This window comes from Haloarcula litorea (genome assembly GCF_029338195.1).
Taxonomy (GTDB): domain Archaea; phylum Halobacteriota; class Halobacteria; order Halobacteriales; family Haloarculaceae; genus Haloarcula; species Haloarcula litorea.
In genome coordinates this window covers 1,181,029-1,195,317 of record NZ_CP119779.1, presented here as the reverse complement: position 1 = coordinate 1,195,317, position 14,289 = coordinate 1,181,029, and the positions used below count along the sequence as shown (strand labels likewise).

Annotated in this window: 8 protein-coding genes; 5 read left to right on the top strand and 3 right to left on the bottom strand. The window is 71.3% G+C overall.

The genetic code is table 11. The annotated features are described in order from the left end of the window. Positions 1–123: 123 nt before the first annotated feature. The 3 genes from P0592_RS06240 (at position 124) to P0592_RS06230 (ending at position 4,459) form a co-directional block, all read left to right on the top strand. Positions 124–546, top strand: a complete 423-nt coding sequence (locus tag P0592_RS06240) for a PPC domain-containing DNA-binding protein (RefSeq protein WP_276273419.1) — start codon at positions 124–126, stop codon at positions 544–546. Further along, a complete protein-coding gene (locus P0592_RS06235; protein ID WP_276273418.1) occupies positions 547–4,179 on the top strand; it encodes a DNA polymerase II large subunit in 3,633 nt (1,210 codons plus the stop codon). A gap of 73 nt (positions 4,180–4,252) precedes the next feature. Continuing rightward, positions 4,253–4,459 (top strand): hypothetical protein, encoded by a 207-nt coding sequence (locus P0592_RS06230; protein WP_276273417.1) that lies wholly within the window; start codon positions 4,253–4,255, stop codon positions 4,457–4,459. On the opposite strand, the gene P0592_RS06225 is transcribed toward P0592_RS06230, so the two are convergent. The 3 genes from P0592_RS06225 to serA form a co-directional block, all read right to left on the bottom strand. Beyond that, the gene (locus P0592_RS06225) at positions 4,456–6,303 is read right to left on the bottom strand and encodes a PAS domain-containing sensor histidine kinase (protein ID WP_276273416.1); all 1,848 of its coding nucleotides are present in this window, start codon (positions 6,301–6,303) and stop codon (positions 4,456–4,458) included. The two genes, P0592_RS06230 and P0592_RS06225, sit on opposite strands and share 4 nt — an antisense overlap. Further along, a complete protein-coding gene (locus tag P0592_RS06220) occupies positions 6,300–8,135 on the bottom strand; it encodes a PAS domain-containing sensor histidine kinase (protein ID WP_276273415.1) in 1,836 nt (611 codons plus the stop codon). The genes P0592_RS06225 and P0592_RS06220 overlap by 4 nt, the downstream gene beginning before the upstream one ends. A gap of 78 nt (positions 8,136–8,213) precedes the next feature. Continuing rightward, a complete protein-coding gene (gene serA / locus P0592_RS06215) occupies positions 8,214–9,800 on the bottom strand; it encodes a phosphoglycerate dehydrogenase (protein WP_276273414.1) in 1,587 nt (528 codons plus the stop codon). Positions 9,801–10,070: 270 nt separating this feature from the next. On the opposite strand from serA, the gene P0592_RS06210 reads away from it, so the two are divergent. Further along, complete coding sequence (locus tag P0592_RS06210) at positions 10,071–10,874, top strand: cytochrome b (RefSeq protein ID WP_276273913.1); 804 nt, start codon at positions 10,071–10,073, stop codon at positions 10,872–10,874. 59 nt (positions 10,875–10,933) lie between these two features. Continuing rightward, positions 10,934–14,275, top strand: coding sequence for an alpha-amylase family glycosyl hydrolase (locus tag P0592_RS06205; protein ID WP_276273413.1), 3,342 nt, complete (start codon positions 10,934–10,936; stop codon positions 14,273–14,275). The last annotated feature ends 14 nt before the right edge of the window (positions 14,276–14,289 follow it).

The window sequence follows — 14,289 nt, the reverse complement described above, 5'->3', positions numbered from 1 at the left end:
TTGCGCGGCAAGTACCTGCCGACGGTGGCGGGCGTGTGCGATCGCGGGACGGAGCCGCGCGACTACCGGTCTCCCCCGGGGAGGGCGACACGCTTTTGCCGCCGCCTGCCGTCGCCATCCTGTATGGATTATCGGGAGGTCGACACCGCCTCGGAGTACGTCTGCCGACTGGCCCACGGCGCGGACTGGCGGAGCGAGATCGAGGGACTCGCCGACGACGAGGACATCGACGCGGCCTTCTTCTACGGACTCGGCGCGGTGCAGGACGCGGAGGTGTGGTTCTACGACCAGGACCGCTGTGAGTACGACGCCGTCACCTTCGACGAGCCCCTGGAGGTCGCGGCCTGCGTCGGCAACGTCGCCTGGCTGGACGGCGAGCGGTTCGCCCACACCCACGCCGTCTGCTCGCGGCCCGACGGGACCGCGCTGGCGGGCCACCTGAACGCGGCGACGGTGTGGGCCGGCGAGGTGTACGTCCGGGCGTTCGACACGCGCCTCGAACGCGACCACGACGACGCGACGGACCTGGACCTCTGGGAGCCGTAGATGCGGGAGGCCGACGAACAGTACTTCGACCGGCTGGAGACGGAACTCGACCGAGCGATGGACGTCGCCGGGCGGGCTCGCAAGCGCGGCGGCGACCCCGAGCCCGAGGTCGAGATCCCGACCGCTCGGGACATGGCCGACCGCGTCGAGAACATCCTCGGGATCGAGGGGGTCGCCGAGCGGGTGCGGGAGCTGGAGGGGGAGATGTCCCGCGAGGAGGCCGCGTTGGAGCTGGTCGAGGACTTCGTCGACGGCAGCGTCGGCGACTACGACACCCGCGAGGGGAAGGTCGAGGGCGCGGTCAGGACCGCCGTCGCCCTGCTGACCGAGGGCGTGGTCGCCGCCCCCATCGAGGGGATCGACCGCGTGGAGCTGCTTCAGAACGACGACGGGACGGAGTTCATCAACGTCTACTACGCCGGCCCGATCCGCTCGGCCGGCGGGACCGCACAGGCCCTCTCCGTGCTGGTCGCGGACTACGCCCGCGCACTGCTTGGCATCGACCAGTACAAGGCCCGCGACGACGAGATCGGCCGCTACGCGGAGGAGATCGACCTCTACGACCAGGAGACCGGGCTCCAGTACACGCCCAAGGAGAAGGAGTCGAAGTTCATCGCCGAGCACATGCCGATCATGCTGGACGGGGAGGCGACCGGCGACGAGGAGGTGTCGGGCTACCGGGACCTCGAACGGGTCGACTCCAACGCCGCCCGCGGAGGGATGTGCCTCGTTCTCGCGGAGGGGATCGCGCTGAAGGCCCCGAAGATCCAGCGGTACACCCGCGACCTCGAGGAGGTCGACTGGCCGTGGCTCCAGGACCTCATCGACGGGACCATCGGTGAGAGCGAGGCCGAGGACGACGAGGGCGGCGAAGACGGCGAGGACGAGGACGCCGGGGACGCGGACAGCGACGACACGGCGGACGAACCCGAGCGGTCGGGGCCGCCCCGCGTCGACCCCGCCAAGAAGTACCTCCGGGACCTCATCGCCGGCCGGCCGGTGTTCTCCCACCCCTCGAAGCCGGGCGGCTTCCGCCTGCGGTACGGCCGGGCGCGCAACCACGGGTTCGCGACCGCGGGAGTCCACCCGGCGACGATGCACCTCGTCGACGACTTCCTCGCGACCGGCACCCAGATCAAGACCGAGCGGCCCGGGAAGGCCGCCGGCGTCGTCCCCGTCGACACCATCGAGGGGCCCACCGTGCGCCTCGCCAACGGCGAGGTCCGCCGCATCGACGACCCCGAAGAGGCCCTCGAAGTCAGGAACGGCGTCGAGAAGATCCTCGATCTGGGCGAGTACCTCGTCAACTACGGGGAGTTCGTCGAGAACAACCACCCGCTCGCGCCGGCCTCCTACACCGTCGAGTGGTGGGAGCAGGACCTCGCCGCCGCTGGCGCGGACGTGCAGGCGATGCGGGACGACCCGGCCGTCGACCTCGCCGACCCCAGCGCCGACGAGGCGTTGCACTGGGCCACGGAGTACGACGCGCCGCTGCACCCGGCGTACACCTACCTCTGGCACGACGTGACCGTCGAGCAGTTCACGGCGCTGGCCGACGCGGTCGAGCGGGGGGAGGTCGCCGCCGCGGACGGGGCCGTGGTGGAGGGCGGCGACGACGCGGCGGTTCCCGACGGCGAGCTCGTCCTCCCGCGGACCGGACCGGTCGAGACCGCGCTCGAACACCTCCTCGTCGAGCACACCCGGGCCGACGACCGGCTGATCGTCCCCGACTGGGTGCCGCTGGTCCGGACGCTCGGGTTCGATCGGTCCCTCGACCGGGACTGGGACCCCGAGGACCTCTCTGACCACGCCCGCACCTACGGCGAGCAGGAGGCCAGCGACGCCATCGGCTACGTCGACGACGAACTGGGCGAGACGGCGGGCCGCAACGCCGTCGAGGCCGTCAACGAGATCGCGCCGTTCGAGGTCCGCGAGCGGGCTCCCACGCGGATCGGCAACCGGATGGGCCGCCCGGAGAAGTCGGAACGCCGGGACCTCTCGCCGGCGGTCCACACGCTCTACCCCATCGGCGAGGCCGGCGGTGCCCAGCGGTCGGTCGCCGAGGCCACCAAGCACGCGGACTCGATGAGCGAGACGCCGGGCCGGGTCGACGCCGAGGTGGCCCGCCGCCGCTGTCCCGACTGCGGGACCGAGACCCACGAGGCCCGCTGTCCCGACTGCGACGCCGTCGCCGAGACGGTGTACGTCTGTCCGGACTGCGAGGCGGAGGTCGAGCCCGACGAGTCCGGCCGCGCGGAGTGTGACCGCTGCGAGACGCTGGCCTCCCCGACCCAGACGAAGGAGCTGGACCTCCAGCGGACCTACCGGGAGGCCCTGCAGGCCGTCGGCGAGCGCGAGACGGCCTTCGACACGCTGAAAGCGGTCAAGGGGCTCTCCTCCGAGGAGAAACTGCCCGAGCCGATGGAGAAGGGCGTCCTCCGGGCGAAACACGGCGTCTCGTCGTTCAAGGACGGCACCGTCCGCTACGATATGACCGACCTCCCCGTGACGGCGGTCCGGCCCGCCGAACTCGACGTCGAGCCCGAGCGCCTGCGCCACCTCGGCTACGAGACGGACGTCCACGGCGACCCGCTGCGCCACGACGACCAGCTGGTCGAGCTGAAGGTCCAGGACGTGGTGCTCTCGGACGGCGCGGCCGAGCACATGCTCAAGACCGCCGCCTTCGTCGACGACCTGCTCGAGCAGTACTACGGGCTGGAGCCGTACTACGACCTCGACGACCGCGAGGACCTGGTCGGGGAACTCGTCTTCGGGATGGCCCCACACACCAGCGCGGCGACGGTCGGCAGAGTCGTCGGGTTCACGACGGCGGCGGTCGGCTACGCGCATCCGTACTTTCACGCCGCGAAACGGCGCAACTGCGACGGCGACGAGGACTGCGTGATGCTCCTGATGGACGGCCTGCTCAACTTCAGCAAGAAGTACCTCCCCGACAAGCGCGGCGGTCAGATGGACGCGCCGCTGGTGATGTCCTCGCGCATCGACCCCAGCGAGATCGACGACGAGGCCCACAATATGGACATTATGGAGCGGTACCCCCGGGATTTCTACGAGGCGACCCGGGAGCTGACCGACCCCGCCGAGGTCGAGGAGATCATGACCATCGCCGAGGAGACGCTGGGGACCGACCGGGAGTACACGGACTTCCGGCACACCCACGACACGACGGACATCGCGGCCGGGCCGGACCTCTCGGCGTACAAGACGCTGGGGTCGATGGAGGACAAGATGGACGCCCAGCTGTCGATCTCCCGGAAGCTGCGGGCCGTCGTCGAGTCCGACGTCGCCGAGCGCATCATCGAGTACCACTTCCTGCCGGACCTGATCGGGAACCTCCGGGCGTTCTCCCGCCAGGAGGTGCGCTGTCTGGACTGCGGGGAGTCCTACCGGCGGATGCCCCTGACCGGCGACTGCCGGGAGTGTGGCGGCCGCGTGAACCTCACCGTCCACGAGGGGTCGGTCAACAAGTACATCGACACGGCCATCCGCGTCGCCGAGGAGTTCGGGGCCCGCGACTACACGAAACAGCGGCTGAAGATCCTCGAGCGGTCCATCGAGTCCGTCTTCGAGAACGACCACAACAAGCAGTCCGGCATCGCGGACTTCATGTAGTCGGCGCGCGGACGACGGGCGTCAGACGGTCGTCCGATGGGTGCTTTTGTCGGTGTGGGCGCTGGTGTGTGGTATGCCCACTCGAACCACGCCAGTGGCGACGCCCCCGTCGCCGTCGATCGATCCCAGCCCGCGGACCCGCCCGTCGGTCACCGTGACCCGCCTCCGGGTCGCCGCGTTGCGCTGTCGGGTCGCCGCGCTGGAGGCGGAGCTGGAACGCGAACGCGAGCGTCGGCAGGCGGTCGTGGACCGCTACGAGCGACTGCTGGCGGAGCGCTAGGTCGCGTCGACGCCGGTGAACTCGAAGCGCGCGCCGCCCGCCTCGCTCTCCGTGACCCGGACCGACCAGCCGTGCGCCCGGGCGATGGTCTCGACGATGTACAGCCCGTAGCCGGTGCCGTCGTCGCTGTCGGTGTACCCCATCTCGAAGACCGCCTCGCGCTCGGACTCGGGGACCCCCGGGCCGTCGTCGGCGACGGCGAACCCCTCCGGCAGCGGTTCGACCGTGACCGTCACCTCGCCGTCGGTCGCGGCGTGGTCGAGGCAGTTCCGGAGGAGGTTCTCCAGCAGCTCGACCAGCCGCGAGCGGTCGGCGACGACGGTGCCGAGGTCGCCCGTCCGGACGGTCAGCGCCGGGTCCGCGACGGTCTCGCGGGCCTCCCGGAGCGCGGCCGACAGCCGGACCGGCTCGGTGTCGCCGACGGCCTGCCCCTTCTTCGCGAGGGTGAGCAGTTCGTCGGTGAGCTGACCCATCCGGTCGAGGGCGTCGTCGGCCTTCTCCAGGTAGATCCGCTGTGGGTCGTCCTTCGCGAGTTCGACGTAGGCGCTGGCGACCGACAGGGGGTTTCGGAGATCGTGACTGACGATGCTGGCGAACTCCTCCAACCGCTCGTTTTGCCGCTCCAGTTCCCGCTCGCGGGCCGCCCGGTCCAGCGCCCCCTCGACGTTGGCGGCGAGGATGCGCGACAGGTCCAGCGTGAACTCGTCGACGGTCCCCTCGCCGGTCGTCACGCCGAAGACGCCGTGGTCGCCGACCGGGAGCAGGGCCGCCACCGGGCGCTGGGCTGCGTCGAAGGACGCGACGGCGTCGTCGCCGCCGTCGACGACGAACAGGTCGGTGCCCCGCTCGTAGGCGGCGTCGTACCACTCGGCGTACTGGCGGTAGACGTCGCGGTCCTCGACGCTGTCGACGGGGTCGAGCCCGTCGCCGGCCTCGTCGGCCAGCGCGATCTGGACGCGGGGCAGGGCCGGGACGTTCTCGGCGATGGCGACGGTCACCTCGCCGACCTCCGTCCGGTCTTTCGCGTGGACGAGGTCCCGGCTGGCCTCGTGGACGGCCCTGACCATGTGTTCGTGGCGCTTCTCCGCCGTCACCTCGCGGGTCCCGCCGACGATACCGGCGACCGCGCCCGCCTCGTCGTACCGGGGGGCCTTCGTCGTCGAGACCCAGCGGCTGTGGCCCGACTCGTCGACGAAGTGCTCGACCTTGTTGAGCACCGGTTCGCCGGAGGCCATGATCTCCTGTTCCTCCTCGTAGAGCTCCGCGGCCAGCGTCCGCGGGAGCAGTTCGTAGTCGGTCAGGCCGCGCAGCTGCTCGCGGTCGAACCCGTACTCGTCGGCGGTGACGGCGCTGACGTCGGCGAACCGGCCGGCGTCGTCCTTGATGAAGATCTGGTGGGGGAACGACTCCAGCAGCGACTCCAGCAGGTCGTCGTCGGACTGGAAGTGCCGCTCGCGGCCCGCGACCTGCTCGATTCGCCGGACGATGAGGTCCTCGCGTTCGGGAGCCATCGCCATCGCCGCGTCGCCGCCGCGGTCGAGGACCTCGTGGGTGAACGCCCGGGTCGTGGTCGGCATCGAGTCCGGGTCGGGTGCGTACACCGCCGCGGGACAGTCCGGGTGGGCGGTCCGCAGCCGATCGAGGGCCGCGAGGCCGTCGACGGCCGACAGCGACGCCGTCGAGGGCGCGTGCAACAGGACACAGCAGTCGGGGTCGGTGCCGGCGACGCCGCCCACGTCGTCGACGACGGCGACGGTGATCGCCGGCCGGTCCCGGAGCGCCCCGACCACGGGGGCGAGCCGCCCGTCCGGGTCGACGCAGGTGACGGCGAGGTCGTCCGTCACCGCACGTCGACCCCCGTTATCTCGAACCGGGCGTGGTCGCCGTGGGTCGTGGTCACGTCCCACCCGTACGCCTCCGCGATGGTCGAGACGATGTAGCGACCGTACTCGGACCAGTCGTCGGTGTCCAGCGGCTGGGTCGGGAGCGGGTCGTGGACGTCGGTGGGGATCGAGCCGTGGACGTGTTCGATGTAGATGCCGTCGGTCCCGAGCCGGCCGACGCGGACCGTCACCGCGTCCCGGTCGGTCTTGCGCAGGACGACACAGAAGAGGTTCTCGAACAGTTCCCGGAGCCGATCCTCGTCCGCGACCACCCGCCCGGGGTCGTCGAGTTCCAGGGTGGCCTCGCCCGCGTCGACGTTCGCCCACGCCGTCTCCGCCAGCTCGGTCAGGTCGACCGGGACCCGCTCGCCGACGATCTCGCCCTGGCGAGCCAGCGTCAGCAGTTCGTCGACGAGCCGGTCCATGTGTTCCAGGGCGGTCTCGATGCGCTCGGCGTGGTCCGGGTCGCCGTCGAGCATCTCGACGGCACCGAGCGCCACCTGCAGCGGGTTCCGGAGGTCGTGGCTCACCATCGTCGCGAACTCCTCTAACCGCTCGTTCTGTCGCTGCAGCTCCCGTTCGCGCTCGCGGAGTTCCTGCTCGCGGCCGGCCCGGTCCAGCGCCGCCGCCACCGTCGCCGCGAGGATGTTGGCGAGGTCCAGCGTGAACTCGTCGACGGCGTCGACGACGCGCATCCCCAGCGCCCCGTGGTCCCCGAGCGGGAGCACGACCGCGTCGATCTCCTCCGGGTCGGCGGTGTCGGTCTGTGTCGCCCGGCCGTCGGCGTCGGTCGCGACGTACTGTGCCTCGCCGGTCTCGAAGGCCCGCCAGAACCACCGCTCGTGGCGCTCGAACACGTCCGGTGCCCGGCCGTCGGTCGGTCGGAGCGTGGTCCCGTCGTACAGCACCACCTGCCCGGTCGGGAGGCCCGAGAGGTCCGCCGACAGCGCCGTCGCCTCGCGGGCGACGTCGGGCCTGGTCGCGGCGTGCATCAGGTCCCGACTGGCCTCGTGGAGGCGGGCGACCAGCCGCTCGCGCCGGCGCAGTCGCGTCACGTCGCGGGCGTTGCCGACGATCCCGACCACCTCGCCGTCGTCGTCGTACCGGGGGACCTTCGTCGAGGAGACCCACCGCTCCTCGCCGTCTTCCGTGTAGTGCTCGACGACGTTGATCTCGGGGTCTTCCTCCTCGCGGATGCGCCGCTCCTGTTCGTAGAGGGCGTCGGCGAGGTCGGGCGGGAACATCTCGTAGTCGGTCAGTCCCCGCAGCTGCTCGCGGTCGTACCCCTGTGGCTCGGTCGTCTCGTGGCTCCCGACGGCGAACCGCCCGGCGGCGTCCTTGACGAACACGTCCTCGGGGAAGTGTTCGAAGAAGTCGTCGAGGGCGCGTTCGCGGTCGCCGAGCGCCTCGTCGTCCGCCGCCACACGGCGGAACCGCGTCGCCAGCAGCTCCCCCCGGCGTGGCGGGACGAACACCGCGTCCGCCGCGCCGGCGTCCATCGCGTCGGCCGCGACGTCGGCCCCCGGGTAGCCGACGGCGTACAGGACCACCGGACAGTCGACGGCCGACAGCGCCGCCCGGACGCCGGCCACGCCGTCGACGGACGGCTCCGTCGTCTCGTCGTGCGGGACGACCACAAGGTCGTACCCGTCGGTATCGGTCCCGGCGAGCGTGTCCGCGCCGGGGCCACGGGTCACGTCGAATCCGTGCTCTGTCAGTGCCCCGCCCAGGTCGTCCAGTCGCCGATCACCGTCGGCGAACAGGACCCGGTAGCGGGTGTCGGCGTCTCCCATACCACCACCAGTTACTGGATGCTGTCTATCCCCACGGATAACGGTTCCCATCGGAGGACCGCCGCCGAGAACGGTCGCCTACTCGTCGCCGAGTGCGACGTAGGTCGTCGAGATGATGCGGTCGTCGGCGTTCAGCCGCTCGGTCACCTCGGCGGTCGGGGGCTCGTCGAGGTTGTACACCGACAGGGCCTCCCCGCCGACGACCTCCCGGCTGTTGAACATCCCGGCGATGTTGATGTCGTGTTCGCCAAGCACCGTCCCCACGAAGCCGATGGTGCCCGGCTCGTCCTTGTTGCGGACGACGAGCATGTGCCCGTGCGGGACGGCCTCGATGCGGTGGTCGTCGATGCTGACGATGCGGGCCTCGTCGTCGCCGAACTGGGTCCCGCGGACCGAGACCGACTCCGCGCCGTCCGAGACGGTGACGGTGATGAGGCTCTGGTAGTCCCGCGCGGTGCTGGTCTTGGACTCGGTGACGTCGATGCCCCGCTCCTCGGCGATCTGGGGGGCGTTGACGGCGTTGACCTGCAGTTCCGACGGCGCGAACACGCCCTTCAGCGCGCTCGCGGTGACGTACTCGACGTCCTCCTGTGCGATGTCGCCGGCGTAGGTCACCTCGACGGAGGACATGTGGCCGTCGAACAGCTGGACCGCGATGCGGCCGGCGGTGTCGGCCAGGTCGAGGTACGGGGCGACGCGGTCGAAGGTCGCCTCGTCCAGCGACGGGGCGTTCAGGGCGTTTGCGACCGGCTCGCCGTTGAACGCGGCGACCACCTGATCGGCCGTCGACGTGGCGACGTTCTCCTGGGCGGCCTCCGTGGACGCGCCCAGGTGGGGCGTGACGATGACGTCCTCGACGTCGAGCAGCGGGCTGTCCTCGGGCAGGGGCTCCTCGCCGAAGACGTCCAGGGCCGCGCCCTTGAGGATGCCGTCCTCGACGGCCTCGGCCAGCGCCGGCTCGTCGACGATGCCGCCGCGGGCGCAGTTGACGACGTAGCCGCCCTCGAGCTGGGCGAGCTCCTCCTCGCCGATCATGTTCTCGGTCTCCGAGGTCAGCGGCGTGTGGATGGTGACGAAGTCCGCTCTCGCGAGACAGTCCTCGAGGTCGTCGACGAGGTCGGCACCGAACTGCTTCGCGCGCTCCTCGCTGATGTAGGGGTCGAACGTGACGATGTCCATCCCCAGGTTGCCCAGCCGCTTGGCCACCTCCTGGCCGACGCGGCCGAAGCCCACCACGCCGAGAGTCTTGTTGTTGACCTCGGTGCCGAGGAACTCACTCTTCGCCCACTGGCCCTGTTTCAGCAGGTTGTGGGCCTGCGGGATGGAACGGGCGGTGGCGAAGGCCATCGCGACGCTGTGTTCCGCGGCGGCCCGGACGTTGCCCTCCGGGGCGTTGGCGACGATGACGCCGTGGTCCGTGGCGGCCTCGATGTCGATGTTGTCGACGCCGATGCCGGCCCGGCCGACGATGACGAGGTTCTCGGCGGCGGCAAGTACCTCCTCCGTGACCTCCGTCCCCGAGCGGACGATGAGGCCGTGGGCGTCGGCGACCGCGTCGAGCAGCGCGTCGCCCTCGACGTCGTAGGCTGTCTCGACCTCGTAGCCCGCCTCGCGCAGGCGTGCGAGGCCCGCGTCGGCGATGGGGTCCGTGACGAGTACCTTCATACCGGGAGCAACCGAGTCAGCGGGTATAACATTTGTTTTCTCGTCGCGGTCGGCGGCCGTCCGACGCGGGCAGACGGATAAACACCCGGAGAGAGGAACCACGGGGTTCTTACGCCGACGACGCCGGCCGCTCCTTTAGATATCAGCTAGAATGTATTTGTTCGGTGGTATCGAACATCACAGCTCTATGCACGCGAAACGCGTCCGACCGCGATGCGAGCGGCGGGTCGCCGGCGACCCCGTGACTGGGCGGCACTCCGGTGGTGGGCGATGAGCCTCGACCGGCCCGACCCGCACGACCACCGCGAGTGGCTGCGGACGCGGGAGCTGACGCTGCTCGAACGGGCGTACCTGACCGCGCTGATCTGGCTCGACAGGCGGCTCCGGGTCGTCGACTACCTCGAGTTCGTCGAGACGCTGTACTACAAGGTCAACATGCAGCTGCCCAAGAGCCACACCGAGCAGTACAACCTCGACAACAAGTTCTGGTACTGGTACCCGCTGTACACGCTGGGGTCGTTCTCCGTCGTCGCCTACGTCGTCGCGGCCGTCACGGGGGCGTTGCTTGGGTTCTACTACGCCCCCGCGGCGGCCAGTGCCAGCGGCCAGCCCACCGTCGCGTACGACTCGGTGTTGCTCGTTATGGGCCAACTCAACCTGGGGTACTTCCTGCGGTCGGTCCACCGCTGGGCCGCCCAGGTGATGGTCGCGGCCGTCTTCCTCCACATGCTCCGGGTCTACTTCACCGGCGCGTACAAGGAACCCCGCGAGCTGAACTGGCTCATCGGCGTCGTCCTCGTCTCGCTGACGCTGTGGTTCGGCTACTCGGGCTACCTGCTGCCCTGGAGCCAGCTCTCCTACTGGGCCGGGCAGATCGGCATCGAGCTGTTCCTCTCGGTGCCGCTCGTCGGCGAGTGGCTCGCGCAGTTGCTGTTCGGCGGGTTCAGCCTCAGCCAGGCGACGCTGGTGCGGATGTACATCATGCACGTCTTCGTAATGCCGTTCGTCACGACGGCGCTCATCGCCATCCACATCGGCATCGTCTGGATGCAGGGCATCGCGGAGCCCCACTGAGTTTCGAAGTGTGTTGAAATACCTCAAGGCTTATCTCAGCGTTGGCCCAAGCCGGGGCTATGGCAGACGAGGACACGGGACTCAGCCGACGGCGACTCCTCGCGGCGTCGGCGCTTGCGGGACTGTCGGGGCTGGCCGGCTGCCCGTCGGACGGTCGGACCCCGGACCCGAGGACCGCGACGGACGGTGGCACGGACGAGACCACGGTCGGAGCGACGCCGACCGACACCGGTCCCGATCTGACGGAGAGCGACGCGCCACAGGCCGAGATCCGCGGCCCGCACGCCCCCGGTCCGCCGGTGTTCACCAGCGTCGGCGAGGCCATCCGCGCCCCGGAGTTCTCGGGCGTCGAGAGCAACCTCGCGCCGTGGAACCCCGACCGGGAGGGGGAGTACGGCTGGACCGTGACGGACGCCCCCGACGGGAGCACCGCCGGCGTCGGCGACGGCCCGGCCGTCCAGTTCGAACCCGACGAGCCGGGGACCTATCGACTCGAACTCACCGCCCCCGACGGGACCCACGAGCTGACGGTCCGGGCGTTTCCGGAGCGGACCGCCGGCGAGCCACGGCCGACGCTGACGCTCTCGGGGGCGAGCGAGACGATGACCGACGAGGTGACCCTCGAAGCGGACGTCCGGCCGGCCACCGAGACCGACCTCGCGCCGGCGGACCTCACCGTCGAGTTCCTCGTCGACGACCGCGACCGCGGGAACCTCGACGGCTCGCTGTCGGTCGACGGGCACGAGGCGACCCTGTCGGCGGACGCCCTCTCCGGCCCGGTCCGGGTCCACGCGGCCGCCGCCGGGGCCGAGGGCCGCAGCGTCGCCGACACCGTCCGGGTCGACCCGGACGGCGGCGTCGCCCACCCGACCGAGCCGCCGGCGTGGGCCGAGGACGCCGTCGTCTACGAGATCTTCGTCCGGCGGTTCGGCGCGGACGTCGACTTCGAGTTCCTCGAATCGAAGGTCGACTACGTCGCGTCGATGGGCGCGGACGCGGTGTGGCTCACGCCGATCCTGGACGCCCACAGCCACCGCGACGAGACTCAGCCGGGGGGGCCCCACGGCTACGACGTGATCGACTACTTCGAGACGGCGGACGCGCTCGGAACCCGGGCGGAGTTCGAGTCGTTCGTCGAGGCCTGCCACGAGCGGGACATCAGGGTGATCTTCGACCTCGTGGTGAACCACACCGCCCGCGAACACCGCTACTTCCAGTCCGCCGCCGCGGGCGAGGACGCCCCGTTCCGGGACTGGTACCGGTGGGAGGGCGGGCAGGCCCAGTACTACTTCGGCTGGCGAGGCATCCCCGTCCTGGACTTCTCGAACCCCGCGGTGCGGTCGTGGGTGTTCGCCGTCGCCGAGGAGTGGGCCGACGTGGTCGACGGGTTCCGCTGTGACGTGGCGTGGGGTGTCCCCCACTCGTTCTGGAAGGAGTTCCGCCGGCGGATCAGGGCCGACCACCCCGACTTCCTCCTGCTGGGCGAGTGCGTCCCGTGGCAGGACGACTACGCCGACTTCGCCGAGGACGAGTTCGGCCTCCACTACGGCGAGGGACTGTACGAGACCCTCGGGGCCGTCGGCGCGGACGAGGAACCCGCCGACGCACTGCGGGACGTGGTCTCGTGGCGGCGGGACGCCGGCTACCCCGGCCACGTCGGGCTGTTGAACTACGTCGAGAACCACGACACCGACCGCTACCTCGCCGGGGCCAGCGAGGCCGCCCAGCGAGCGGCGGGCGCGGCGACGTTCACCCTCCCCGGCGCGCCGATGGTCTACTACGGCCAGGAGACGGGCCTGACCGGGATGCGCGAGCGGATGAACTGGGACGACGCCGACGAGGACCTGCGGGCCTTCTACCGTGCGCTGGCCGAGACCCGCCACGCCGAGCGGGCGCTGCAGTCCGACGGGAGCGTGACGCCGCTGTCGGTCGCGCCGGGGGACGAGCGCGTGACCGGCTACGCCCGCGAGGCCGGCGGCGAGCGCGTCCACGTCCTGCTGAACTTCGGCGAGGGGAGCGCGACGGTCGACCAGCACCCCGCCGTCGACCGGACCGACCGCGTGAGCGGCGAGCCCGTCGGGACCGACGACGGCCGCGTGACCGTCGACAGCGCGGCGGTCCTCCGGGCCGACCCGCTCGTGGGCCGCGGTGCGCCGCTGGCGACGTTCCCCGACGCCGCCGGCGACGCGGCCGTCCCCGAGGGCGTCCCGGAGCCGGCGCTTGACCTCCGTTCCCTCGACGTCTACGAGGGCGAGGGGACCCACCAGTTCGTCTGGTCGTTCGCCGACCTGCCCGAGGACGGAGCCCGCCAGCACCTCCAGCTCTACCTGCGGGACCCCGACGCCGACGGGGGCGCGACGGCCGCCCGCGAGGGGGTCGACGCGGCCCTCGCCGAACCGTACCACCGGCGCGTCGTCGTCACGCCCGGGGACGCCGCCGTCGAGGCGGCCGACGGCGAGCGCCTGCGCGGCCTCGAACCCCGGGTCGTCGGCGACCAGATACGGGTGGACGTGCCCGACGAGTTCCTGCCGGCGGACGCCCGGGACCTCCGGTTCGCCGCGCTCGTGGCCGGCCACGACCCGGACGCCCCCGGCGGGGTGGCACGGGTCGGCGGGTCGAACGTCGCGGACCTGCTGGTCGGGCCGCTCGACGACGAGTCGACGGTCCGGTCGGGCGCGGGGGCGACGCTGCCGCTGGTCGACCTCTCGACCGGTATCGCCAGTCGCCGGCTGGGCGCGGATCTCCGGGCGACGTGGGCCGACCCGACCGGCGACGACGGCGGCCCCGGCGGCTACACCTACCCCGAGTCCTCGCAGTGGCCCGAGGGCGTGCTGGACCTCACCGAGTTCGCCGTCTACGAGAGCGGGGACCGCTACCGCTTCCAAGCGCGGTTCGCCGGCGGCGTCGAGGCAGACGGCGGCGGTGGCTTCCCCCAGCACGTCCAGGTGTACCTCCGGGACCCCGACGCCGGCGGCGGGGCGACGGCGGCCCGGGCGGGCGTCGGCGCGGACCTCGCGGCCCCCTACCACTACCGGGTCGTCGCCGGCGACACCACGGCCGCGGTCGAGCGGGCGGACGGCACCGTCGTCACCGACGACGTGATCGTCGAGACGGTCGAGGGCCTGCCCGGCCTCTGGGTGTCCGTGCCGAAAGACGCCGTCGGCGACCTCGCCGGGACCGACCTCGTCCCGCTGGTGCTGGGCAACTCCCTGACCGGCGAGGGCGGCGTCGCGCAGGTGCAAGAAGAGGGCGGCGTGCTGGACTTCGGCGGCCGCGAGTCCGAGAGCCAGCCGAACGTGATCGACCTGCTGACGCCGGCGGGCGTCTCACAGGCCGCGGCGCTGTCCGCGCCGGACGGCCGGGCCGAGATTCCGTTCCTGGAGTTCGAGAGCGGTCGATAGATCGCTGTCCGGAC